The organism is Streptomyces sp. NBC_01775 (assembly GCF_035917675.1).
Lineage (GTDB): Bacteria > Actinomycetota > Actinomycetes > Streptomycetales > Streptomycetaceae > Streptomyces.
Genome location: NZ_CP109104.1, coordinates 2,457,578 through 2,479,681 on the forward strand (window position 1 = coordinate 2,457,578; position 22,104 = coordinate 2,479,681).

General features: G+C 71.6%; 16 protein-coding genes. 3 read left to right on the top strand and 13 right to left on the bottom strand.

The annotated features are described in order from the left end of the window. Positions 1 to 164: 164 nt before the first annotated feature. The gene (locus OHB04_RS11110) at positions 165 to 1,508 is read right to left on the bottom strand and encodes a class I SAM-dependent RNA methyltransferase (RefSeq protein ID WP_326687511.1); all 1,344 of its coding nucleotides are present in this window, start codon (positions 1,506 to 1,508) and stop codon (positions 165 to 167) included. Positions 1,509 to 1,734: 226 nt separating this feature from the next. Then, the gene (locus OHB04_RS11115) at positions 1,735 to 3,882 is read right to left on the bottom strand and encodes an APC family permease (protein ID WP_326687512.1); all 2,148 of its coding nucleotides are present in this window, start codon (positions 3,880 to 3,882) and stop codon (positions 1,735 to 1,737) included. 70 nt (positions 3,883 to 3,952) lie between these two features. On the opposite strand from OHB04_RS11115, the gene OHB04_RS11120 reads away from it, so the two are divergent. Continuing rightward, the gene (locus tag OHB04_RS11120; RefSeq protein ID WP_326687513.1) at positions 3,953 to 4,621 is read left to right on the top strand and encodes a potassium channel family protein; all 669 of its coding nucleotides are present in this window, start codon (positions 3,953 to 3,955) and stop codon (positions 4,619 to 4,621) included. Continuing rightward, positions 4,618 to 5,280 (top strand): potassium channel family protein, encoded by a 663-nt coding sequence (locus tag OHB04_RS11125; protein WP_326687514.1) that lies wholly within the window; start codon positions 4,618 to 4,620, stop codon positions 5,278 to 5,280. Before OHB04_RS11120 ends, OHB04_RS11125 begins: the two co-directional genes overlap by 4 nt. Positions 5,281 to 5,312: 32 nt before the next feature. Here the strand turns inward: OHB04_RS11125 and OHB04_RS11130 are convergent, their stop codons facing one another. The 7 genes from OHB04_RS11130 to OHB04_RS11160 all read right to left on the bottom strand — a co-directional run bounded on the left by OHB04_RS11130 (position 5,313) and on the right by OHB04_RS11160 (position 15,802). Next, complete coding sequence (locus OHB04_RS11130) at positions 5,313 to 6,353, bottom strand: DUF3048 domain-containing protein (protein WP_326807387.1); 1,041 nt, start codon at positions 6,351 to 6,353, stop codon at positions 5,313 to 5,315. Positions 6,354 to 6,479: 126 nt separating this feature from the next. Next, positions 6,480 to 7,289: a DUF3159 domain-containing protein gene (locus OHB04_RS11135; protein ID WP_405805861.1), complete on the bottom strand. Its 810-nt coding sequence runs from the start codon at positions 7,287 to 7,289 to the stop codon at positions 6,480 to 6,482. 3 nt (positions 7,290 to 7,292) lie between these two features. Continuing rightward, entirely contained in the window at positions 7,293 to 7,697 is a 405-nt protein-coding gene (locus OHB04_RS11140; RefSeq protein WP_326687516.1) for an OB-fold nucleic acid binding domain-containing protein, read from the bottom strand. Positions 7,698 to 7,864: 167 nt separating this feature from the next. Further along, positions 7,865 to 8,551 (bottom strand): response regulator, encoded by a 687-nt coding sequence (locus tag OHB04_RS11145; RefSeq protein WP_326687517.1) that lies wholly within the window; start codon positions 8,549 to 8,551, stop codon positions 7,865 to 7,867. A 33-nt stretch (positions 8,552 to 8,584) separates the two neighbouring features. After that, on the bottom strand, positions 8,585 to 11,176 hold the full coding sequence (locus OHB04_RS11150; protein ID WP_326807388.1) for a sensor histidine kinase KdpD: 2,592 nt from the start codon (positions 11,174 to 11,176) through the stop codon (positions 8,585 to 8,587). A gap of 10 nt (positions 11,177 to 11,186) precedes the next feature. Continuing rightward, positions 11,187 to 14,807 carry an NACHT domain-containing protein gene (locus tag OHB04_RS11155; RefSeq protein ID WP_326807389.1) on the bottom strand — a complete coding sequence of 1,207 codons (3,621 nt, stop codon included), beginning with the start codon at positions 14,805 to 14,807 and terminating at the stop codon, positions 11,187 to 11,189. A 284-nt stretch (positions 14,808 to 15,091) separates the two neighbouring features. Continuing rightward, positions 15,092 to 15,802: an ABC transporter ATP-binding protein gene (locus tag OHB04_RS11160; RefSeq protein WP_326809430.1), complete on the bottom strand. Its 711-nt coding sequence runs from the start codon at positions 15,800 to 15,802 to the stop codon at positions 15,092 to 15,094. A gap of 218 nt (positions 15,803 to 16,020) precedes the next feature. Here OHB04_RS11160 and OHB04_RS11165 point away from each other — a divergent pair, with 218 nt between their 5' ends. Beyond that, a complete protein-coding gene (locus OHB04_RS11165; protein ID WP_326807390.1) occupies positions 16,021 to 17,178 on the top strand; it encodes a glycoside hydrolase family 88 protein in 1,158 nt (385 codons plus the stop codon). An 80-nt stretch (positions 17,179 to 17,258) separates the two neighbouring features. Here the strand turns inward: OHB04_RS11165 and OHB04_RS11170 are convergent, their stop codons facing one another. Genes OHB04_RS11170 through kdpF form a run of 4 tightly spaced genes read right to left on the bottom strand, consistent with a single transcriptional unit; the run spans position 17,259 to position 21,812 of the window. Beyond that, positions 17,259 to 17,906: a potassium-transporting ATPase subunit C gene (locus OHB04_RS11170; RefSeq protein ID WP_326807391.1), complete on the bottom strand. Its 648-nt coding sequence runs from the start codon at positions 17,904 to 17,906 to the stop codon at positions 17,259 to 17,261. Further along, the gene (kdpB, locus tag OHB04_RS11175; RefSeq protein ID WP_326807392.1) at positions 17,906 to 20,044 is read right to left on the bottom strand and encodes a potassium-transporting ATPase subunit KdpB; all 2,139 of its coding nucleotides are present in this window, start codon (positions 20,042 to 20,044) and stop codon (positions 17,906 to 17,908) included. The genes OHB04_RS11170 and kdpB overlap by 1 nt, the downstream gene beginning before the upstream one ends. After that, positions 20,044 to 21,705, bottom strand: a complete 1,662-nt coding sequence (gene kdpA, locus OHB04_RS11180; protein ID WP_326807393.1) for a potassium-transporting ATPase subunit KdpA — start codon at positions 21,703 to 21,705, stop codon at positions 20,044 to 20,046. Before kdpA ends, kdpB begins: the two co-directional genes overlap by 1 nt. 8 nt (positions 21,706 to 21,713) lie before the next feature. After that, positions 21,714 to 21,812, bottom strand: a complete 99-nt coding sequence (kdpF, locus tag OHB04_RS11185; protein WP_326687524.1) for a K(+)-transporting ATPase subunit F — start codon at positions 21,810 to 21,812, stop codon at positions 21,714 to 21,716. Positions 21,813 to 22,104: the final 292 nt, after the last annotated feature.

The window sequence follows — 22,104 nt, forward strand, 5'->3', positions numbered from 1 at the left end:
CAGCAAGTGGCATCCGACCCAACGTTACTCACACGAGAGGCTGCCTGACACCCCATCAGGACGAGCGTCAAGACAGCTACGAAAGCGTCATTTCAGCGCCAAGACATCGCCCGTAACGCCCACACCGCAACACCACACACAATGCCTACGAGAAAAAACGCAGCTCAGGCGCCTTCCTTCACCGGCTCCAGAATCGCCACACACTCCATGTGGTGCGTCATCGGGAAGAGGTCGAAGGCGCGGAGGAAGCGGGGCTTGTAGCCCTGGGCCGCGAAGTAGGTGAGATCGCGGGCCAGGGCCGCGGGGTCGCAGGCCACGTAGGCGATGCGGCGGGGGCCCAGTGCCGCGATGGACTCCACGATGCGCTTGCCCGCGCCGGTCCTGGGCGGGTCGAGGACGACGAGGTCGGCCTCGGTGATGCCGGTGCGGGGCAGGACCTGCTCGACCTTGCCGTGCTCGATCCGTACGCGCGGGAAGTCCTCAAGGTTCTTGCGGGCGTCCGCCGCCGCGCGCTTGCCGGACTCGATGCCCAGCACCGCGCCCTTCTCCCCGATCCGGTCCGCCAGCGCGCCCGCGAACAGGCCCACGCCGCAGTACAGGTCGAGGGCCATCTCGCCCTTGCGCGGGGTGAGTCCGCGCATGACGGCGTCCACCAGGACCTCCGCGGCGCGGGGGTGGACCTGCCAGAAGCCGCCCTCGCCGACGCGCCAGGTGCGGTCGTCGGCCCGCTCGCGGACGAAGTCGCGACCGTGCACGCGGTGCACGGCCCCGTCCTTCTCCCCGACGCGCAGGACGGACACCTCGCGGTCCAGCTCCACGATGGGCAGCCGGCCGCCGGGGCGGGGGGTGAGGATGACCTGGCGGTCGGTGGAGCCGGTGGCGGCGATCGCGTCCACGGACGCGATCTGCGGCCACTCCCGGCTCTCGATGCCCAGTTCCTCGACGCCCGGCGCGGCGATCAGGCAGCGGTCGACGGGCTCCACCTCGTGGGAGCGGTGCCGTCGCAGTCCCGCGCGGCCCTCGGTGTCGACGGCGTACCCCACCCGGGTGCGCCAGGCGGGCACCTCGCCGGGGGCGACCTTGTCGCCGGGGGCGGGCTCGACGGTGCCGTCCCAGGCGACGTCCTCGGGGGTGAGCCCGGCCAGCCGGCTGAGCTGCTCGGTGAGCACGTCGCCCTTGAGCCTGCGCTGCGCTCCCGGCTTGACGTGCTGCCAGTCGCAGCCGCCGCAGCGCCCGGGGCCCGAGAAGGGGCAGGGTGCCTCGATGCGGTCCTTCGCGGGGTCCAGCACCTGTACGGCGTCGGCCCGCAGGAAGCGGGAGTCGGCGCGGCCCTCGGTCACACGGGCCACCACCCGCTCGCCGGGCAGCGTGTGCCGGACGAAGAGGACCTGGCCCTCCTCCGTACGCGCGACACAGTGGCCGCCGTGCGCGACGGGGCCGATCTCGACCTCGTACTCCTCCCCCACCAGGGAGGGGGCGAGCTGTCCTGACGCGCTGGCTTCGGGCATGGCGGAGTGACTCCAGGAACGGGGGCGGCGCGGGCCCGTGCCGGGCCCGGAGAGCGGCGTGGGCCGCGGCGGCGGGAGCCGCTGCGAGCCGCAACCGCCGAGTCTACTTCCCGCGCCGGTCGTCCCCACCCCGCGCCGGTTGTCCCCGTCCGAAGCCCGTACCCGACGCCCTCGCCGACGGCCGAAGCCCGTACCCGACGCCCCGCCGCCGAAGGCAAGGCCCGTGCTACTTCTTCCGCTGCCGCGTCAGACCCGTCGAGCCGTCCGCGCCAGGAGAGCCGTCCGCCCCCGGGGAGCTGCCGGGTGCTCCGGACCCCGGCCCGGACCCCGCCTTGGCGTTCTTCCCGTCCTTGCGGGGCGAGAGCACCGGACCCCGGCGCACCGAGCCCGGCGCGTTCCACTGCTCGCGACGCCTGGCCCGCTTCCTGGCCAGCTCCGAGGACTCCAGCTGATAGGGCACGGAGGTCACCATGACGCCGGGGGTGTAGAGCAGGCGGCCCTTGAGCCGCAGTGCGCTCTGGTTGTGCAGCAGGTGCTCGTACCAGCGGCCGACCACGTATTCGGGGATGAAGACGCTGACCAGGTCGCGCGGCTGTTCCTTGCGCAGCCGCTTGACGTAGTCGATGACGGGCCGGGAGATCTCGCGGTAGGGCGAGTCGAGGATGGTGAGCGGGATGTCGATGCCGCTCTCCTCCCACTCCCTGCGCAGCTGGTCGGTCTCGGCCTGGTCGACGTTGACGGTGACGGCCTCCAGGGTGTCCGAGCGCATCAGTCGGGCGTAGCGCAGGGCCCGCAGCGTCGGCTTGTGCATCTTGGAGACGAGGACGAAGGAATGCACCCGCGAGGGACGCACCTTGGTCCCGCCCGGGTCGTCGGACGCCAGTTCCTCGGAGACCCCGTCGTAGTGCCTGCGGATCGCGGTCATCACGGCGTAGAACAGGCCCATGCCCACCAGGGAGACCCAGGCACCGTGGGTGAACTTCGTCACCAGCACCACCACGAGCACCAGCCCGGTGAAGAAGGCCCCGAAGGTGTTGATGGCCCGGGAACGGATCATGTGGCGGCGGCGTGCCACGTCGGTCTCGTCGGCCAGCAGCCGGTTCCAGTGCCGGACCATGCCGGTCTGGCTGAGCGTGAAGGACACGAAGACGCCCACGATGTACAGCTGGATCAGCCGTGTGGAGTCGGCCCCGTAGACCACCACGAGTATCGCGGCGGCGCCGGCCAGCAGCACGATGCCGTTGGAGAAGGCCAGCCGGTCGCCGCGGGTGTGCAGCTGGCGGGGCAGATAGCGGTCCTGGGCCAGGATCGAGCCGAGGAGCGGGAAGCCGTTGTAGGCGGTGTTGGCCGCCAGGAACAGCACCAGCGCCGTCGCCGCGGAGAGGAAGATGAACGGGAACGTGCCGTCGCCGAACACCGCTGCCGCCACCTGGGAGATGACCGGGTTCTGGGTGTAGCCGGAGCCCACCGGCTTGCCGTCGATCAGCAGGTCCTTGGCCGGGTTCTCGGCCATCTTCACGTCGGTGACGAGCGCGAGCGCGATGATGCCGCAGAACATGGTGACCGCGAGCACGCCCATCATCGCCAAGGTGGTCGCCGCGTTGCGCGACTTGGGCTTGCGGAAGGCGGGCACCCCGTTGCTGATCGCCTCGACGCCGGTGAGCGCCGCGCAGCCCGAGGAGAATGCCCGCAGCAGCAGGAAGGACAGCGCGAAGCCGGTCAGCCCCGACTGCTCGGAGTGGATGTGGTAATCGGCGGTGGGCGCGCGCATCTCGTCACCCAGGAGGACCCCGCGCACCACCCCCCACACCAGCAGCGCGAAGACCCCCACGACGAAGCAGTAGGTGGGAATCGCGAAGAGCTTGCCCGACTCGCGGACCCCGCGCAGGTTCATCAGCGTCAACAGCACGATGACGGCGACGGCGCACAGCGTCTTGTGCTCGACGACGAACGGAATGGCCGACCCGAGGTTCTCCACCCCCGAGGAGATGGAGACGGCGACGGTCAGCACGTAGTCGACGAGCAGCGCGCTGGCGACCGTGAGGCCCGCCCTGCGGCCGAGGTTGGTGGTGGCGACCTCGTAGTCGCCGCCGCCGCTGGGGTAGGCGCGGACGTTCTGCCGGTAGGAGGCGACCACCGTGAACATCAGCACCACCACGGCGACCGCGATCCACGGGCTGAAGTGGTAGGCGGAGACTCCCGCGATCGAGAGGACCAGCAGTACCTCGCCCGGCGCGTACGCCACGGAGGAGAGCGGGTCCGAGGCGAAGACAGGCAGCGCGACACGCTTGGGGAGAAGGGTCTCCCCGAGCTTGTCGCTCCGCAGCGCCCTCCCGAGGAGGAGTCGTTTCGGTACGTCGGTCATCCTGGACACGCAGAGGATCGTATGCGGTCAGTCATGCGATGCTGAGACGGCCCGCTTGTACGGGACGAAGGGACGGGCGTTGCACATTGTGATCATGGGCTGCGGGCGAGTGGGAGCAGAGCTCGCGCAGACCTTGGAGCGACAAGGCCATACGGTGGCGGTCATCGATCAGGACCCCACCGCCTTCCGGCGTCTCGGCTCCGGCTTCGGCGGGCGCCGTGTCACGGGCGTCGGCTTCGACCAGGACACCCTGCGCGAGGCCGGGATAGAGGAGGCGGGAGCCTTCGCCGCGGTCAGCAGTGGCGACAACTCCAACATCATCGCTGCCCGGGTGGCGCGCGAAATGTTCGACACGGCACACGTGGCGGCCCGCATCTACGACCCCAAACGGGCCGAGGTCTACCAGCGGCTCGGCATCCCCACCGTGGCGACCGTGCGCTGGACGGCCGACCAGATGCTGCGCAGGCTGCTGCCCTCCGGCTCCGAGCCGCTGTGGCGGGACCCGAGCGGCTCGGTGCAGCTTGCCGAGGTGCACATCTCCTCCTCGTGGGTCGGCGAGCGCGTCAGCCGTCTCCAGGAGGAGGCGGACGTGCGCATCGCCTACCTCACCCGGCTGGGCGAGGCGGTATTGCCCACGTCGCGGACAGTCCTGCAAGAAGGCGACCTGGTGCATGTGATGATGCGCTGCGACGAGGTCGCGCGCGTGGAGGAAGTGTTCGCGGTGGGGCCTGAGGAGGCACGCTCGTGAGGGTTGCTATCGCCGGTGCGGGCGCCGTGGGCCGCTCCATCGCGGGCGAGCTGCTGGAGAACGGGCACGAGGTGCTGCTCATCGACAAGGCGCCGACGGCCATTTCGGTCGAGCGGGTGCCGCAGGCGGAGTGGCTGCTGGCCGACGCCTGCGAGATCACCTCGCTCGACGAGGCGGCGCTGGAGCGCTGCAACGTGGTGATCGCGGCCACCGGGGACGACAAGGTGAATCTCGTCGTCTCGCTGCTCGGCAAGACCGAGTACGGCGTGCCGCGCGTGGTGGCGCGGGTCAACAACCCCAAGAACGAATGGCTGTTCAACGAGTCCTGGGGCGTCGATGTGGCCGTCTCGACCCCGCGCCTGATGTCGGCGCTGGTCGAGGAGGCGGTCAGCGTGGGCGATCTGGTGCGGCTGATGCGGTTCTCGCAGGGTGACGCGAACCTCGTCGAGCTGACGCTGCCTCCGGAGTCGACGCTGGCGGGCACCCGCGTGGGCGATGTGAGCTGGCCGGAGGACACGTCGCTGGTCACCATCATCCGGGGCAACCGCGTGCTGACGCCGGACCCGGACGACGTACTGGAGGCCGGTGACGAACTGCTGTTCGTGGCGGCCCCGGCGCGCGAGGAACAGCTGGAGGAGCTGCTCTCGGCGAGGGGGTGACGGGGCGGAGGCGACGGGGCGGGGCGGCGCCCTCAGTCCTTCGGTACCAGCGCGGTCCACACCTGGCCGCGCGCGAAGGGCAGCCGGTGTCCCTCGCTGTCGGTGAAGGTGGTGCCCCGGTCCGCCGAGGGGCGTGACCAGCGCGCCCGGTACTCCTTGCCGTCCCGCAGCACCAGTGCCCTCCCCTGGCCGACGGTCTCGGTGTACGGCGTGACGCTGCCCGAGCTGTCCCGGAAGCGGGACGCGCGGGCCGTCACGTACTGGACCACGACCGTGGCCGGGGCGAGCCGCCCGTCGCCGCGTGCGTGCGCGGGGGCTCCGTCCATCGAGACCAGCCAGCGGCGCCGGTCCGCCGACCAGTTGAACGAGAAGCGGGCCGCCGGATAGCGGACACTGTGCTCGCCGACGCGGCGTCCGCCGTCGGGCGCGGGGCCGAAGCGGAACCCGATGTCGCGCGGTGCGGAGGCGTCCTTCGCCGCGTCCACGGCGGTGCGGGCCCGCAGATAGAGGTTGTGCGGGGCCGGGCGGCTCGGGTCCCGCTCATAGCCGTCGCCGAGCTTGCCGGGCGGCACCAGCCGCAGCGGAGCGGCCTCCAGCGTGGGCATCAGCTTCGACTGGACGCCGGAAAAGGCCAGCGCGGGCCTGCCGAACTGCCGCAGCAGCTCCAGGTCGGACTCACGGGCGCTGCGCACCGGGCCGACGCTGGCCGGCACCCGGGAGGCGAAGACGGCCAGGATGCGGCTGAGGCCCGCCTCGACCTCCTCGGTGTAGACGAGGTCGGCCTGATCGAGACCGGTCTGCGGGCGGGCCGGGTCGACGTTGTCGATCTTCACGGCCAGTACGTGGTCGCCCTTTTCGCTGCCCCCGGTGAACGGGGAACGGTCCTGGTCTCCCCTGCTCCCGCTCCCACTCCCGCTGCCGGAGGACTCGCATCCGGTGACCGCGCCCGCCGCGGCGAGGGTCACCGCCGCCAGCGCCGTGCCCAGCACCGCCCTGCGGGAGGCGTACGGCATCGCCGGGCGCCCGCCCGGGCCGTCGGCTTCGGGCCGTCCGGGCTCCGCCGTCCGTTCCATCTCGCACCCCATGTCGCCTCGCCTCCGGTCCCCCGTCTCCTCCGTACCCTGCCCGGGAAGCGGGCAGACGGCGCGCCGTGCGGGGCCGGTCGGTCTAAGACAGGGGGCGGGGGCGGGAGGGGGCTCTCAGCGGCGGTGGCGGCCCGCGGCGCCGGCTTCGGCGGTGGCGGCCTTCGCCGCCTCCTTCTCGGCCTTGGCGGCCTCCGCCTCGGCCTCGATCTCCGCGATGACGTTGATGGGTGCCGGCGCCTTCGCCAGGAAGATCCAGGTGAGGTAGACCGCGAGCAGGAACGGCGGGATCTTCAGCGCGACCGTCACCCAGCCGAACTGCGCCGTGTTGCCCCAGAAGTAGAGCGGGAAGAGGACGGCGCACTTGGCCAGCAGGATGAAGCCCCAGGCGTAACTCGCCTTCGTGTACGCCTTCTTGCGCCCCGGGTTCCGCTTGCGCCAGGACAGGTTCTCCTTGAACACCGGCCCCAGCACCAGGCCGAGCAGCGGTACGCCCGCCATCGACGTGATGAGGTAGGCCAGCGCCAGGCCCAGTGTGTAGAGCATGCCGGGCAGGTAGAAGTCCTTCGCGTTGCCCGTCATCATCGCGAAGAGCACGCCGAAGCCGACCCCGAAGATCCCGCTGAAGGCGTGCTTGACGGTGTCCTTGCGCAGCAGCCGGAAGACGACCATCGCGCCGGAGATCACCAGCGCGGTGATCGCGGCGGTGTGGATGTCCTTGTTCACCGTGTACATCGCGATGAACACCAGGCCGGGCACGGTCGTCTCGACCAGGCCGCGGACGCCGCCGAAGGCTTCGAACAGCGCGGCTTCGGTGACGGCGCGCGATCCGGCCTCCTCCGGTGTGCCGGCTCCGTCGGCTCCGTCGGTCTCATGGGCCGAGGACACCGGCTCGTCCGGTTCCGTCCGCTTGTCGGGGAGGGTCACCCGCTACTCCTGTCCGAGGGGTCGCAGCTCGTATTTGGGGTTGAACATCACGGGACGGCCGTGGTTGGCGGTGATCCGCCCCCAGACGATCAGCTTGCGGCCCGGCTCGATACCCGCGATGGAGCGGCGGCCCAGCCAGACGACGTCCAGCGGGGCCGAGCCGTCGAACAGCTCCGCCTCCAGGGTGGGCACTCCGGCGCGTGGCCGCAGCGTCACGGTGCGCAGCGTACCTGTCACACGCACCATGTCGCGGTCGCTGCACTCGGAGATCCGGGTGCAGCCCGTGCCCTCGGCTTCCTCACGCAGCTCCGCGGAGCGCAGATCCTCCTCGGAGGAGGACAGCCGTTCCAGGAAACGTCGGAACCGTCCGTTGCCGGGGCCCCGCTGCTCTCGGGTGGCGCCAGTCATGGGGCCAGCGTACCGCCGCCACGGCCCCCGCCCCACTTCCACCGGACTCCGGCTGTTTCTCGCGGCGGCGGCCCATCCCCGCTACCTCTCGAACCGGTAGCCCATCCCCGCCTCCGTGACGCTGCATCCTCCCGGGGGACAACCCCCGAACCCCCGGCCCGACGCCGCTACCTCTCGAACCGGTAACCCATCCCCGCCTCCGTGACGAAGTGGCGGGGGTGGGACGGGTCGGTTTCCAGTTTGCGGCGGAGCTGGGCCATGTAGACGCGCAGGTAGTTGGTCTCGGTGCCGTAGGAGGGGCCCCAGACCTCCTTCAGGAGCTGCTTCTGGCTCACCAGGCGGCCCGGGTTGCGGACCAGCACCTCCAGCAGGTGCCACTCGGTGGGGGTGAGGCGTACGTCCTTGCCGTGGCGGTGCACCTTCTTCGCCGCGAGGTCCACGCTGAAGTCGTCGGTCTCGATGACGCCCGCGTCCTCGGGCATCCCGGCGGGCGGCTCGGCCCGTCGCACGGCGGCCCGCAGCCGGGCCAGCAGTTCGTCCATGCCGAAGGGCTTGGTGACGTAGTCGTCGGCGCCGGCGTCCAGCGCCTCGACCTTCTCGTCGGAGGTCTGCCGGGCGGACAGGACTAGGATCGGGATCCTGGTCCAGCCCCGGATGCCGCGGATGACGTCCACGCCGTCCATGTCGGGCAGGCCCAGGTCGAGGACGACGACGTCGGGATGGCGGTCGGCCGCCAGGCGCAGCGCGGTGGCGCCGTCGTGTGCGGCGTCCACCTCGTACTTGCGCGCCTTGAGGTTGATCACAAGGGCGCGGACGATCTGCGGCTCGTCATCGACCACGAGCACCCGGTGCATGCTGTCTTCCTCTCGATTCCGTTGTGAACCCGCTCAGGCGCCCGTGCGCTGCCGCGCGTGCGGTGCGGGGGGCTCGGCACGTACGGGTCTGCGCCCGTGGGCCGCGCGCAGGGTGAGGACCATGGTCATGCCGCCGCCGGGGGTGTCCTCGGCCTCCAGGCTCCCGCCCATGGCCTCGGCGAAGCCGCGGGCGACCGCGAGGCCGAGGCCGACTCCGGCGCCGCCCGGTGCGTCACCGTAGCGCTGGAAGGGCTCGAAGATGCGGCCCTTGTCGCTGTCGGGCACGCCGGGGCCGCGGTCGATGACCCGCACCTCGACGCGTTCGGCGAGCGCACTGGCTTTGACCAGCACCTTCTTGTCGTCGGGGCTGTACTTGACCGCGTTCTCGACGAGGTTGGCGACGGTGCGCTCCAGCAGCCCGGGGTCGACGGCGACCAGCGGCAGCACCTCGGCGACGGCCAGCCGCACGCTGCCCTCGGGGACGCCGCCGAGGGCCTTGGGGACGACCTCCTCCAGGCTGATGTCGCGGATGAGCGGGGTGACGGTGCCGGTCTGGAGGCGGGACATGTCCAGCAGGTTGCCGACGAGGTTGTCGAGCTTGTCGGCGCCCTCCTCGATGGCGCCCAGCAGCTCTGCCTCGTCCTCGGGGGACCACTGGACGTCGTCGGAGCGCAGGGAGGAGACCGAGGCCTTGATGGCGGCCAGCGGGGTGCGCAGGTCGTGCGAGACGGCGGCCAGCAAGGCGGTGCGGATGCGGTTGCCCTCGGCCAGCTCGCGCGCCTGTTCGGCCTCGCCCAGCAGCCGCTGACGGTCCAGGACGCCGACCGCCTGTGCGGCGAAGGCGGACAGCACCCGGCGGTCCTCGGCGGGCAGCACCCGGCCGCACAGGACCAGCATCATGTTGTCGCCGATGGGCATGTCCACGTCGCCGTCCTCGGGCGTCAGCGGAAGCCTGCCGCCCTCGGCGGCGCCGACGCTGCCCGCGCGGGTCCACGGGGCGCGCTCGTCCGCGCGCTCCAGCAGGGCGACGGACTCCATGCCGAAGGTCTCGCGGACCCGGTCCAGCAGCGCGTCGAGGGTGTCCTCGCCACGCAGCACGCTGCCCGCGAGCATGGACAGGATCTCCGACTCGGCGCGCAGCCTGGCCGCCTGGTGGGTGCGGCGGGCCGCCACGTCGACCACGGAGGCGACCGCGACGGCGACGGCGAAGAATACGGCGAGGGAGACGACGTTGCGGAAGTTGTTGATGGTCCAGGTGTGGACGGGCTCGGTGAAGTAGTAGTTCAGCAGCCCCGAGCCCACGGCGGCGGAGGCCAGCGCGGGCAGCAGCCCGCCCACCAGCCCCGCGGCGACGGTCAGCACCAGGAAGAGCAGCACGTCGTTGGCGAAGCCGACGTCCGGGTCGAACGTCAGCATCGCGAAGGTGAGCAGCGCCGGGGCGCCGAAGGCGGTGAGCCAGCCGGCGAGGATCCGGGAGCGGCCCAGCCGCCCGGAGCGGGCGACGGGCAGTCCCCGCCCCTTGGCGACCTCGTCGTGGGTGACGATGTGGACGTCCAGGTCGGGCCCCGAGTCGCGGGCGACGGTGGTGCCGACGCCGGGCCCGAAGACGTACTGCCAGGTCTTGCGGCGGGAGGAGCCCAGCACTATCTGGGTGGCGTTGACGCCGCGCGCGAAGTCCAGCAGGGCCTCGGGGATGTCGTCGCCTATGACGTGGTGGTAGGTGCCGCCGAGGTCCTCGACGAGGGTGCGCTGGACGGCCAGCTCCTTGGGCGAGGCCGAGGTGAGGCCGTCGGCGCGGGCTATGTAGACGGCGAGGATCTCGCTGCCCGAGCCCTTGGCGGCCATGCGGGCCGCGCGGCGGATGAGGGTGCGCCCCTCGGGACCGCCGGTGAGGCCGACGACGATGCGCTCGCGGGCCTGCCAGGTGGAGCGTATGCGGTGCTCGGAGCGGTATTGCTGGAGGTACTCGTCGACCCGGTCGGCGGTCCACAGCAGCGCCAGCTCGCGCAGCGCTGTCAGGTTGCCGGGGCGGAAGTAGTTCGACAGCGCCGCGTCGACCCGGTCGGGCGCGTAGATGTTGCCGTGCGCCATACGGCGGCGCAGCGCCTGGGGCGACATGTCGACCAGCTCGATCTGGTCGGCCCTGCGCACCACCTCGTCGGGCACGGTCTCGCGCTGCCGTACACCGGTGATCGACTCGACGACGTCGCCCAGTGACTCCAGGTGCTGGATGTTGACGGTCGACACGACGTCGATACCCGCCTCCAGCAGCTCCTCGATGTCCTGCCAGCGCTTGGCGTTGCGCGAACCGGGAGCGTTGGTGTGCGCCAGCTCGTCCACGACGGCCACGACGGGGCGGCGCGCGAGCACCGCGTCGGTGTCCATCTCGGTGAACGTCGCACCCCGGTGGGCCACCTCGCGGCGGGGCAGCTGCTCCAGCCCGTGGAGCATCACCTCCGTGCGAGGCCGGTCGTGGTGCTCCACGAAGCCGACGACGACATCGGTGCCCCGTTCGATACGGCGGTGCGCCTCGGACAGGACGGCATAGGTCTTGCCGACACCGGGTGCCGCCCCGAGATAGATGCGCAGCTTTCCGCGCCGCGGCTGCGCTCCTGCTGACGCCATGCGTCCATTGTCACCGCTGCGCGCGGAGATCCCCCGCCGGAGCCGGGGTCAGGACGTCAGGGTTCCGTATGGATGCCCCCGCCGCCACCTCCGGCCCGGCCGCCTCCAGCCAGGCCAGCAGCTGCCTCAGCCGGAGCCTGCGCGGGGCGTACGTCTCGGGATCCGCGATGAGGTGCCGTATCCAGCCGGCTGCCTCATGGGTGGCCTCGGCGGCCTGGATGTCGATGAGGAGGGACAGCTCCGCCCCCTGGGGAGGGGACGGGTTTCCGAGAAGGTAGCGCCACAGCTCGTGCGCGTGAGCGGTCTCCCGCATGGCGGCCAGTTCACGGGCGATGTCACAGCCTCGCGCCCAGAGGAGCCGGCCGGGGGTCCTGGCGACCTCGACCAGGTACGGGGCGGCTTCCCGTCCCTCGACGCGGGTGAGGATCCGCAACGCGTGGGACACGTCGTCGGCGCTCGCGGAGGAAAGAGCGACCAGCTCACGCGCGAGGTGGCTGATGGTGGCGTCCGTCCTGGTCGCTTCGTGCTGAGGAAGGGCGGAAAGGACGCCCCGCAACCAGGCGGAGTCCTGGGCGAGACCGGGAACCTCGCGCCACAGCTCCGTCAGGCGCGGCCCGGCATCCTCGCCTCGTGTCTTCAAGAGCACCTTGGCCGCCCGGGTGTATCCGAAGGCAATGGCGTTGGGCGTCCTGAGCGCCCCTTCCGCCAGGGCGGACGCTCTGTCGTTGTGTCCCGCTTCGAGCAGCGCATCCGCGAGGGTGGAGCGATCGTACTGGCACAGCTGCCGCCCCTCACCCGTCGCCTTCATGATCGCTTCCACGGCGGGGGCGCCCGAGGAATTGACCCAGGCGCGCAGGAGCTCTCCCACCAGGAAGCCTCCCCACGCGTGCTGCGCGAGCGCGCCCCGGGCCAGGTTCGCGATCTCCTCTTCGTGTGCGAACTCCGCGAGGGGCTGCACCAGCACGCCGGGCACCTGTAGAGAGTGCCCCGCATCCGCACCGCTCGCGCGGACGGCGGCCCATACCTCAGCGGCGCCGTCTCCGCCGCGCACGGCCATCCAGATCTGCACCGCCTGGGCCAGATCGGCGGCGGACGGTGAGCCCCCGGCCAGCACCTCACCCGCGATCCTGGCCGCGGCCTCGGGCTCGCCCTCCTTGTCCAGGGCCTCGGCCACAGCGAGACGGGCGCCCTGACCGCCCGCGACCCGCCGCATCCCGAACGCCTCCAGCTCGGCCACGGCGCCGGGACCACCGACCGCGAGCCACGCCTCGGCGGCGCGCCTGACGCATCCCGTCCCCGCTGTCGGCACCCCCAGCGCGGCGCGCGCCATGCGGGCCGCCTCATCGGCCTCGCCCAGGCAGACCAACGTCTCGGCCCCGTACGACAGTTCGTAGTCATCCGTGTCCGGCTCGGTCGCCATGGCCCGGGCCCGGTCGCGCACCGCGTCGCGCGCGGTGTCGCCGAGCGCGCAGGCGACCCGTGCGGCACGGGGAAGCTCCGAGTAGAGCCCGCCGAGGCACGCGCGCAGCAGCCGCTCGGCGACATGCGGGTCGCCCGCACGGCTGTACGCGTCCACGGCGTACAGCCGACGCGACACGTAGATGCCCTCGGAACTCGCGATCCGGTCCAGCAGGGCCAGCACCTCGGGACGCTGTCCGAGCGCCCCCAGCACCTCGAACGCCCGCTTGCTGTCCTCGGCGTCGAGCGCCGAACGCCCGATGGCCTCCAGGTGGTCGAGCACTCGGGTACGGTGCAGCTCGCCGAAGGCGACGCCTTCCGCGAGCAGCATGCCCGCCAGCAGGGGCCGCTGGTGACCGCCGGGAGCTCCGTCCAGCAGGCGTTCGGCGACCAGGTCGGCGGGGCATTCCACCCGCTGGGCCCACATGCAGAAGACGAAGACCGCGAGGGTGCGGTCGTCGCCGGTGAAGCCCCTGCGGATCCAGTCCTCCATGTCGGGGAAGTCCGGTGTGATCGACTCGGCGTAGGAGCGGGCGGCGATGAACTCCGCGAAGGAGTGGTGGAGAAAGCGGTAGTCGTCGCCTTCACTCACCAAGAGCCCGGTGCTCTGAAGGAAGTCGGCCAGATCGGTGTCCCAGCCCTCGTGGGGCGCGCCTTCCCACTGGCGCGCCCACTCGACCGCCGCCTCCCACAGCGAGCCCTCGCCCTCCAGCCGGCAGCGGCCGAGGACGCCGAGAAGTTCGCGTTTGTGGCGGTCGAGTCGCAGGCGGAAGTCCCGGCGTTCCGGATCGTCCTCGAAGTGGCCGCGGACGGTGGCGCGCGCCGCGGGGCGTCCGTGGCCACGGCTCAGCAGATGGTCGCAGAAGTGCTGATAGAGGCTGAGCCGGCTGGTGGGGAGGGGGCGGGCCGGGGCGACGGTGGCGTTGACGGCGGCGATGGTGGCGAGCAACGGATTGTGGACGAGTTCTTTGATGCGGCTGTCCTCAGCCTCCTCGAGGAAGCGGTCAGCCGTGGCCCGGGCACGCTCGGCCTCGCCCTCGTACTGCGCGGCGAACCACTTGCCCGCGAAGTCCCGCAGCTCCGTCTCGCCGAACGGTTCCATGCGGTACGCGCCGACGAGCGGGCCACGCAGCGGGGCGAGTTCGGCCTCCGGCAAAGGACGGCTGGTGACGACGAAGCGGTAGTCGCTGCCGGCGCGGGCGTGTTGGGCGAGGGTGCGGATGACGCCGACCCGGGCGTCCCGGTCGGCGATCTCGTCGAGGCCGTCGACCATGACGAGCCAGCGCGCGCCCAGAACGCGCCCGGCGAAGAGCCCCACGTCCGGTTCGGTGACCAGCGCGCTGCCCAGGCTGCGGCAGACGGCCTGGCGCAGGACGGCACTCCAGGAACCGCTCCGGCCGACGAGAGCGCGGGCGGCGATACGTACGGGGATGACGGGTTCGGCCAGGGGCGCGTTCTCGCCGCTGTCCTTGCGCAGCCAGATGCGCGACAGGGTCCAGGCGAGGTGGCTGGAGAAGGTGGACTTGCCGGCGCCGGGCTCGCCGGTGATCAGAAGGTGCTCGTGCCGGGCGAGCGCGTCGGGCGCCGGGAGCACGGAGTCGGCCGACTCCTCATCGCCGTCGCGCCGGGGCCCGTCGGCGCGGCGGACAGGGTCGGCGGCGCCCACGCCGCCGGGGCCCTGCCCGCCGTCGACCTTCATGACCGAGGTGCGAATGCGCTGGCGTACGTATACCGCGGACAGCGGGGGTTCCTCGACACCGAGCATGTCGTACGGGAGGCGTTCGACGGCCTTGCTCTGCGCCTCTACGAGGTTGCTGACGGCGAGCGTCGGCTTGGGGAGCTGGGTCCAGGAGGTGAGGCGGGGCGCTTCGGCCGACTGACGTTCCTCCTCGGCCCGCTCCATGCCCTGTTTGGCGCGCAGCCACAGCGACTCGACCTCGTCCGGGTCGCGTCGCAGGCCGACGGCGATGGCACGGACGATCTGGAGCGGGAGGAAGCGGGTGGCGTTGTGGAGGTCGTACACCGCGTTCTTGTGGGCGAGTTCGGCCCGGACGACGGCGTGGGGGCTCTCGTACCCGGCGTCGGCCATCGCCTGTCGGAACCACGCCGACAGCTCCTCCAGTTCCAGGAAGCGCTGCGCGGCGCCCTCCTTCGGCGGACGCCCACCCGGCATGTATCCCCCTCGGTTTCCGGCTGTTTCTCCAGCCTAGAGGGAAACCCGTGTCCGTCAGCAGAGTTGGGGCATGCCTCTCGACACCGCACACCCGGCCCTCTTCGCGGCGCTCGCCGCGCTGCCCACCGTCGCGCTGCTCCTGCGCACCTGGATCAGGCACCGTACGGCCGTACGACTGGAGGAGGAGCACACCCGCAGGGTCCGCATGGCGCTGGCGGACTCGCTGGCCGCGCACCGGGCGGAGATCGTACGGGCGTGTGCCGAGCTGGAGTCGGCCTCGCGCGTCACGGAGCGGGCGCGGGTGCCGGGGTCCGCTCCTGGAGTACCCCGTCCTCCAACTCGACCACCCGGTCGGCGAGATCCAGCAGGCTCTCGTCGTGTGTAGCGACGAGAGCGGTGACGGCCTCGCCTTCCGCCGTGGCGTCACCGCGGACCACCGCGCGCAGCAGTTCCATCACCCCGTGCCCCGTCTCCGCGTCGAGCTGGCCGGTGGGCTCGTCGGCCAGGAGGAGGGAGGGGCGGTTGGCGAGAGCGCGGGCTATGGCGACGCGCTGCTGCTGGCCGCCGGAGAGCTCGCCGGGGCGCTGCTGGGCGTGGTCGGTGAGGCCGACCAGGGCGAGCAGCAGCGCGACGCGCTCCTCGCGCTCGGCGGCCGGGACCTTGCGCAGCCGCAGCGGGACGCCGACGTTCTCGGCCGCCGTGAGGACGGGCAGCAGTGCGAAGGACTGGAAGACGAAGCCGATCCGGTCCCTGCGCAGCGCCAGGTTCCCGCTCTCGCCGAGGGTGGCCAGGTCGGTGCCCTCGACGCTGATCCGTCCCTGGTCGGGGGCGTCGAGGCCGGCGACGAGGTTGAGCAGGGTGGTCTTTCCCGACCCCGACCTGCCGCGTACGGCGACGAGTTCGCCGCGCGGGACGCTCAGCGAGACGCCGCGCAGCGCGTGCACGGCGGTCGGGCCGCGTCCATAGGTGCGGTGCACATCCTCGACCTCCACCATGTCCGCCGCCCCGTACCGCTCCCGCTCCAACTGCCCGCCCCCATCCACACGTTCGACCGGCCCCGGCCGCGCGCCAGTATGCGCGGCCCACGGGGCGCACGGCAACGGGAGGGCTTCCCCGTACCGGCGTTCCCCTGCATGATGACGACGCGTCACAAGAGAGAACAGCGTTCACCATACGGAACTGCCCGGAACAGCCATCCTCCGGAGGCGCCCCCATGAACCGACGCCGGCTACTCCTGCGCGCAGCGGCACTGAGCGCCGCCGCCACCCCCTCCCTGCTCCCCCCGCTGCTCCCCTCCGCCCAGGCGGCCCCCGCCCGCGCATCCCGCGCCAAGGCCGGGCCGCCATCACGCGACGAGGTGACCGAGGCGGTCACCAGAGCCGCCGACCACTGGATATCCGCCCACGCCGACCCCGGCAACAACCAATGGGCCCGCGCCACCTTCTTCAGCGGCCTGATGGCCCTGCACCGCGTCACCGGCCAGGCCCGCCATCTCGCCTACGCCCGCTCCTGGGCCGAGAAGCACGACTACGCGCTGCACGACGGCGTCAGCACCCGGCACGCCGACGATCACAACGCGGGACAGGCGTACCTCGACCTGTACGAGGCCGAAGGCTCCCGCGACGAGGCGAAGATCGCCGCCATCGAAGAATCGCTGCACCGGATGACGTTCACCGACCGTCCCGACAAGAACGACGACTGGTGGTGGGACGACGCGCTCCATATGGCGATGCCGCCGTTCGCCCGGATCGCCGTGCTGCGGGGCGAGCCCGCCTACGCGGACAAGCTGTACCGGCTCTACACCCACACCAAGAGTGCCCAGGGCGGCCCGGGCCTGCTCGACCCCGGCACCGGCCTCTGGTACCGCGACGACCGCTTCCTGCCCGGCGGCATCGCCTCGCCCGGCGGCAAACCGGTGCTGTGGTCACGGGGCAACGGGTGGGTGGCGGGCGGCCACGTCAAAACGCTCAAGGCCCTGGCGGGCGGCGCCGCGCATACGCGGGAGTACCGCACGACGCTGGCGCGGCTCCTCGCCGGCGTCCGCGCCGTCCAGCGCGACGACGGCTTCTGGAACGTCAACCTCGCCGATCCCGGGCACCTGCCCGGCCCCGAGACCAGCGGCACGGCGTTCTTCACGTACGCCACCGCGTACGCGCTGCGCGCGGGGCTGGTACCGCCGCACTACGGCGACGTCGTCGCCCGCGCCTGGCGGGGCCTGGTGACCACCGCGCTGCATCCGGACGGCTTCCTCGGCTACGTCCAGGGCGTCGGCGACCGCCCCGAGTCCAGCCAGCCGGTCACCTACGAGACGACGTCCGACTTCGCCGTGGGGGCGTTCCTCCTGGCGGGGGCGGAGCTGCTCACCCGTTGAAGTGGCCGGACGGGGCTGATTTCAGCCCCGTCCGGGGGCACCTCCCGGCCGAAGGCCGGGGGCGGGGCAGAGGGGCCGAATCAACGGGAGGCGGCCCGGCGCACGGCCACGTTCAGCTCCAGGACGTTCACGTGGGGCGCCCCCAGGAACCCCGCGGTGCGCCCATCCGTATGGGCATCCACCAACCCCCGCACGGCGCCCCGCGAAAGCCCGTTCTCCCGCGCGACCCGCGCGGCCTGAAGCCGCGCGTAGTCGGCCGAAACGTGCGGGTCGATCGCCGAGGAGGACCCGGTCACCGCGTCCTTTGGCACCTCGGACTCGGGCACCCCGTTGAAGCGGGCGACCTCGTGCCGCGCCTCGCGCACCGCCTTCACCAGCCGGGGGTCGTCGGCGCCGAGCTGGCTGGAGCCGGTGGCCCGGGGGTCGTAGCCGGAGTGGGAGGGGCGGCCCTGGAAGTACCGGGGGTCGGGCTTGTCCGATCCCGGCCGGTTCCAGCTCTGGCCGATGAGCGAGGAGCCCACCTCCTTGCCGTCGGCCCGCACGGGCGAGCCGTCGGCCTTGTCGTGGAAGGCGGCCTGTGCGACCCCGGTGACGGCCAGCGGGTAGATCACGCCGCAGACGACGGTGAGGACGAGCAGGGCCCGGAGCGCGGCCCACACGAGCCGGCCGCCGTTGCGTACAGAGGTGTTGCGGGGGTACGGGGGCCGTCCCCCGGAAGAACGCGGCATCAGCCCACTCCCGGAATCGCAGTGATGAGCAGGTCGATCAGCTTGATGCCCACGAACGGGGCGACGAGGCCGCCCAGCCCGTAGACGGCGAGGTTGCGCCGCAGCATGCGGTCCGCGCTCATCGGGCGGTAGCGCACGCCGCGCAGCGCGAGGGGCACGAGGGCGACGATGATCAGCGCGTTGAAGATCACCGCCGAGAGGATCGCGGACCGCGGCGAGGACAGGTCCATGATGTTGAGCTTGTCCAGGCCCGGGTAGGCCACGGCGAACATCGCCGGGATGATGGCGAAGTACTTCGCGACATCGTTGGCGATCGAGAAGGTGGTCAGCGCACCGCGCGTGATCAGCAGCTGTTTGCCGATCTCCACGATCTCGATGAGCTTGGTGGGATCGGAGTCCAGGTCCACCATGTTCCCGGCCTCCTTGGCGGCCGAGGTCCCGGTGTTCATGGCCACGCCGACATCGGCCTGGGCCAGCGCGGGCGCGTCGTTGGTGCCGTCTCCGGTCATGGCCACCAGCCGCCCGCCCGCCTGCTCCCGCCGGATGAGGGCCATCTTGTCCTCGGGGGTGGCCTCGGCGAGGAAGTCGTCCACGCCCGCCTCGTCCGCGATGGCCTTGGCCGTCAGCGGGTTGTCGCCCGTGATCATGACGGTCTTGATGCCCATCCGGCGCAGCTCGGCGAAACGCTCGCCCATTCCTTCCTTGATGACGTCCTTGAGGTGGATGACGCCCAGTGCCCGCGCCCCCTCGCCGTCCTCGATCCCGACGACGAGCGGGGTGCCGCCCGCCTGGGAGATCTCCTCCACCGTGCGGTGGACCTCGTCGCCGACCGTGCCGCCGAGCTCCGCCACCCACGCGCACACCGAACCGGCCGCGCCCTTGCGGACCTTGACGCCGTCGGTGTCGACCCCCGACATCCGGGTCTGCGCCGTGAACGGCACGAACGTGGCCCCCTCCAGCTCCCCCTCGTGCCGCTCGCGCAGCCCGTGCCGCTCCTTGGCGAGGACGACCACGGAGCGCCCCTCGGGTGTCTCGTCGGCCAGCGAGCTGAGCTGCGCCGCGTCGGCGAGCGCCGCCTCGCCGGTGCCGGGGGCGGGGACGAAGGCGGCAGCCTGCCGGTCGCCCAGGGTGATGGTGCCGGTCTTGTCCAGCAGCAGCGTGGACACATCTCCGGCGGCCTCCACGGCGCGGCCCGAGGTGGCCAGTACGTTGCGCTGCACCAGCCGGTCCATGCCCGCGATGCCGATGGCCGACAGCAGCGCCCCGATCGTCGTCGGGATGAGGCAGACCAACAGCGCGGTGAGCACCGTCAGGGACTGCTCGGCACCGGCGTGGACCGCGAACGGCTGGAGGGTGACGACCGCGAGCATGAACACGACGGTGAGCGAGGCCAGCAGGATGTTGAGCGCGATCTCGTTCGGCGTCTTCTGCCGCGCGGCACCCTCGACCAGGGCGATCATGCGGTCGATGAAGGTCTCGCCGGGCCTGGTGGTGATCCGTACGACGACGCGGTCGGACAGCACCTTGGTGCCGCCGGTCACCGCGCTGCGGTCGCCGCCCGACTCCCGGATGACCGGGGCGGATTCGCCGGTGATGGCGGACTCGTCGACGGAGGCGACTCCCTCGATGACGTCGCCGTCACCCGGGATCAGGTCGCCCGCCTCGCACACGACGAGGTCGCCGACGCGCAGTTCGGTGCCGGGCACGGTCTCCTGGGCGCCGTCGGCCTGCTCCCGGGAGCCGGTCAGACGGCGCGCGACGCTGTCCGTCTTGGCCTTGCGCAGGGTGTCGGCCTGCGCCTTGCCGCGGCCCTCGGCGACGGCCTCGGCGAGGTTGGCGAACACCACGGTCAGCCACAGCCAGGCCGCGATGACCCAGCCGAACCAGTCGCCGGGGTGCGCCACCGCGAGCGCTGTCGTCAACGCCGAGCCGACCTCGACGACGAACATCACCGGCGACTTGACCATCACGCGCGGATCGAGCTTGCGCAGCGCCTCCGGCAGGGACCTCACCAGCTGGGCGGGGTCGAAGAGGCCACCGCCGACGGGCCCGCCAGGGGTGTGGTGCGCTCCTGGTGCGGGCCCTCCGGACGGGGTGCCGTCCTCGTGCCCGGTACGTACGGGTGTCGCTGGGCTCATCAGGAGAGTCCCTCCGCGAGCGGCCCCAGAGCCAGGGCCGGGAAGAAGGTGAGACCGGCGATGATCGCGATCGCGCCGGTCAACACCCCCGTGAACAGGGGCTTGTCGGTGCGCAGCGTCCCCGCCGTGACGGGCACGGGCGCCTGCTTGCCCAACGACCCGGCGAGCGCGAGCACGAACACCATGGGCACGAAGCGGCCCAGGAGCATGCACAGCCCGAGGGTGGTGTTGAAGAAGGGCGTATCGGCACCGAATCCGGCGAACGCGCTGCCGTTGTTGTTGGACGCGGAGGTGTAGGCGTACAGGACCTCGCTGAAGCCGTGGGCCCCGAGGTTGGTCATGGCCGCCTTGCCGTCGGGCAGGGCCATGGCCGTCGCGGTGCCGCCGAGCACGAGCGCGGGGGTGACGAGGATGGAGGCAGCCGCGAACTTGATCTCGCGGGCGCCGATCTTCTTGCCCAGGTACTCGGGGGTGCGCCCCACCATGAGCCCGGCGATGAAGACGGCGACGACGGCCATGACGAGCATGCCGTAGAGCCCCGAGCCCACGCCTCCGGGCGTGATCTCGCCGAGCATCATCCCGAGCAGGGCCGTCCCGCCGCCGAACGCGGTGAAGGAGTCGTGGAAGGAGTTGACCGCGCCGGTGGAGGTCATGGTGGTGGCCGCGGCGAACAGCGAGGAGCTGCCCTCGCCGAAGCGCTGCTCCTTGCCCTCCATCGCGCCGCCCGCCAGCTGGGCCGCAGCACCGGGGTGGGCGTACTCGGAGGCGGTGATCACGAGGGTGGCGCCGAGCCAGATGACCCCCATCGCGGCGAGGATCGCGTAACCCTGCCGCACGCTGCCGGCCATCTTGCCGAAGGTGCGGGTCAGTGAGAACGGGATGACGAGGATCAAGAAGATCTCCAGCAGGTTGCTGAAGCCGTTGGGATTTTCGAACGGGTGCGCGGAGTTGGCGTTGAAGAAGCCGCCTCCGTTGGTGCCCAGTTCCTTGATGGCCTCCTGGGAGGCGACGGGCCCGCCGGGAAGGTGCTGGGTGTCGCCGGAGAGGGTGTGGACCTCGTGCATGCCGGCGAAGTTCTGGACGGCGCCGGTCGCCACCAGCACGATCGCGCTGAGGAAGGCGATCGGCAGCAGGATGCGGACGGTGCCGCGCACCATGTCGGCCCAGAAGTTGCCCAGCTCGCCGGTGCGCGACCTGGCGAAGCCGCGCACCAGCGCGATGGCGACGGCCATGCCGACGGCGGCCGAGACGAAGTTCTGCACCGCCAGACCGGTCATCTGCGTGAGGTGACCCATGGCCGATTCACCGGCGTACGACTGCCAGTTGGTGTTGGACACGAACGAGGCCGCGGTGTTGAACGCCTGGTCGGGGTCGATGGCCTGGAAGCCCAGCGACATCGGCAGCTTGTCCTGGCAGCGCTGCATCGCGTACAGGAACAGCACGCCCATGGCCGAAAAGGCCAGAGCCGCGCGCAGATAGGCGGGCCAGCGCATCTCGGCGCGGGGGTCGGCGCCGATACAGCGGTATATCAGCCGCTCGACGCGCAGGTGTTTCCCGGAGCTGTAGACGGCGGCCATGTGGTCGCCGAGGGGGCGGTACACCAGCGCGAGCGCTCCCACGAGCGCGACGAGCTGGAGCACGTCCGCGAGGATCGGGCTCATACCGGCGCTCAGAACCTCTCCGGGAAGAAGAGGGCGAGGGCCAGGTAGCCCAGCAGGGCGACGGCGATGACGAGGCCGACAGCGTTCTGGGCGGTCTCGGCGCTCACAGCCTGTCGACCCCCTTGGCGATGAGTGCCACCAGCGCGAAGACGGCGAGCGTGGTGACGACGAAGGCCAGATCGGCCATCGTGCGCTCCTAGGTGAGGTACGGAGTTTCTGACGTCTCCAGAAAACCCCTGTTCCCAGCGCACTCAGCTTCCGTTGACGACCCCCATACGCGCCCCCGGGCGCCTTTGACGGGGCTCATACGCCCGTGACGCGCTCCATACGCCCCGCCCCACCACACTCCCGGAGCCGCTACGCTCCGTAGCATCCGGCACACGAAAGCCGTCGGCCGGA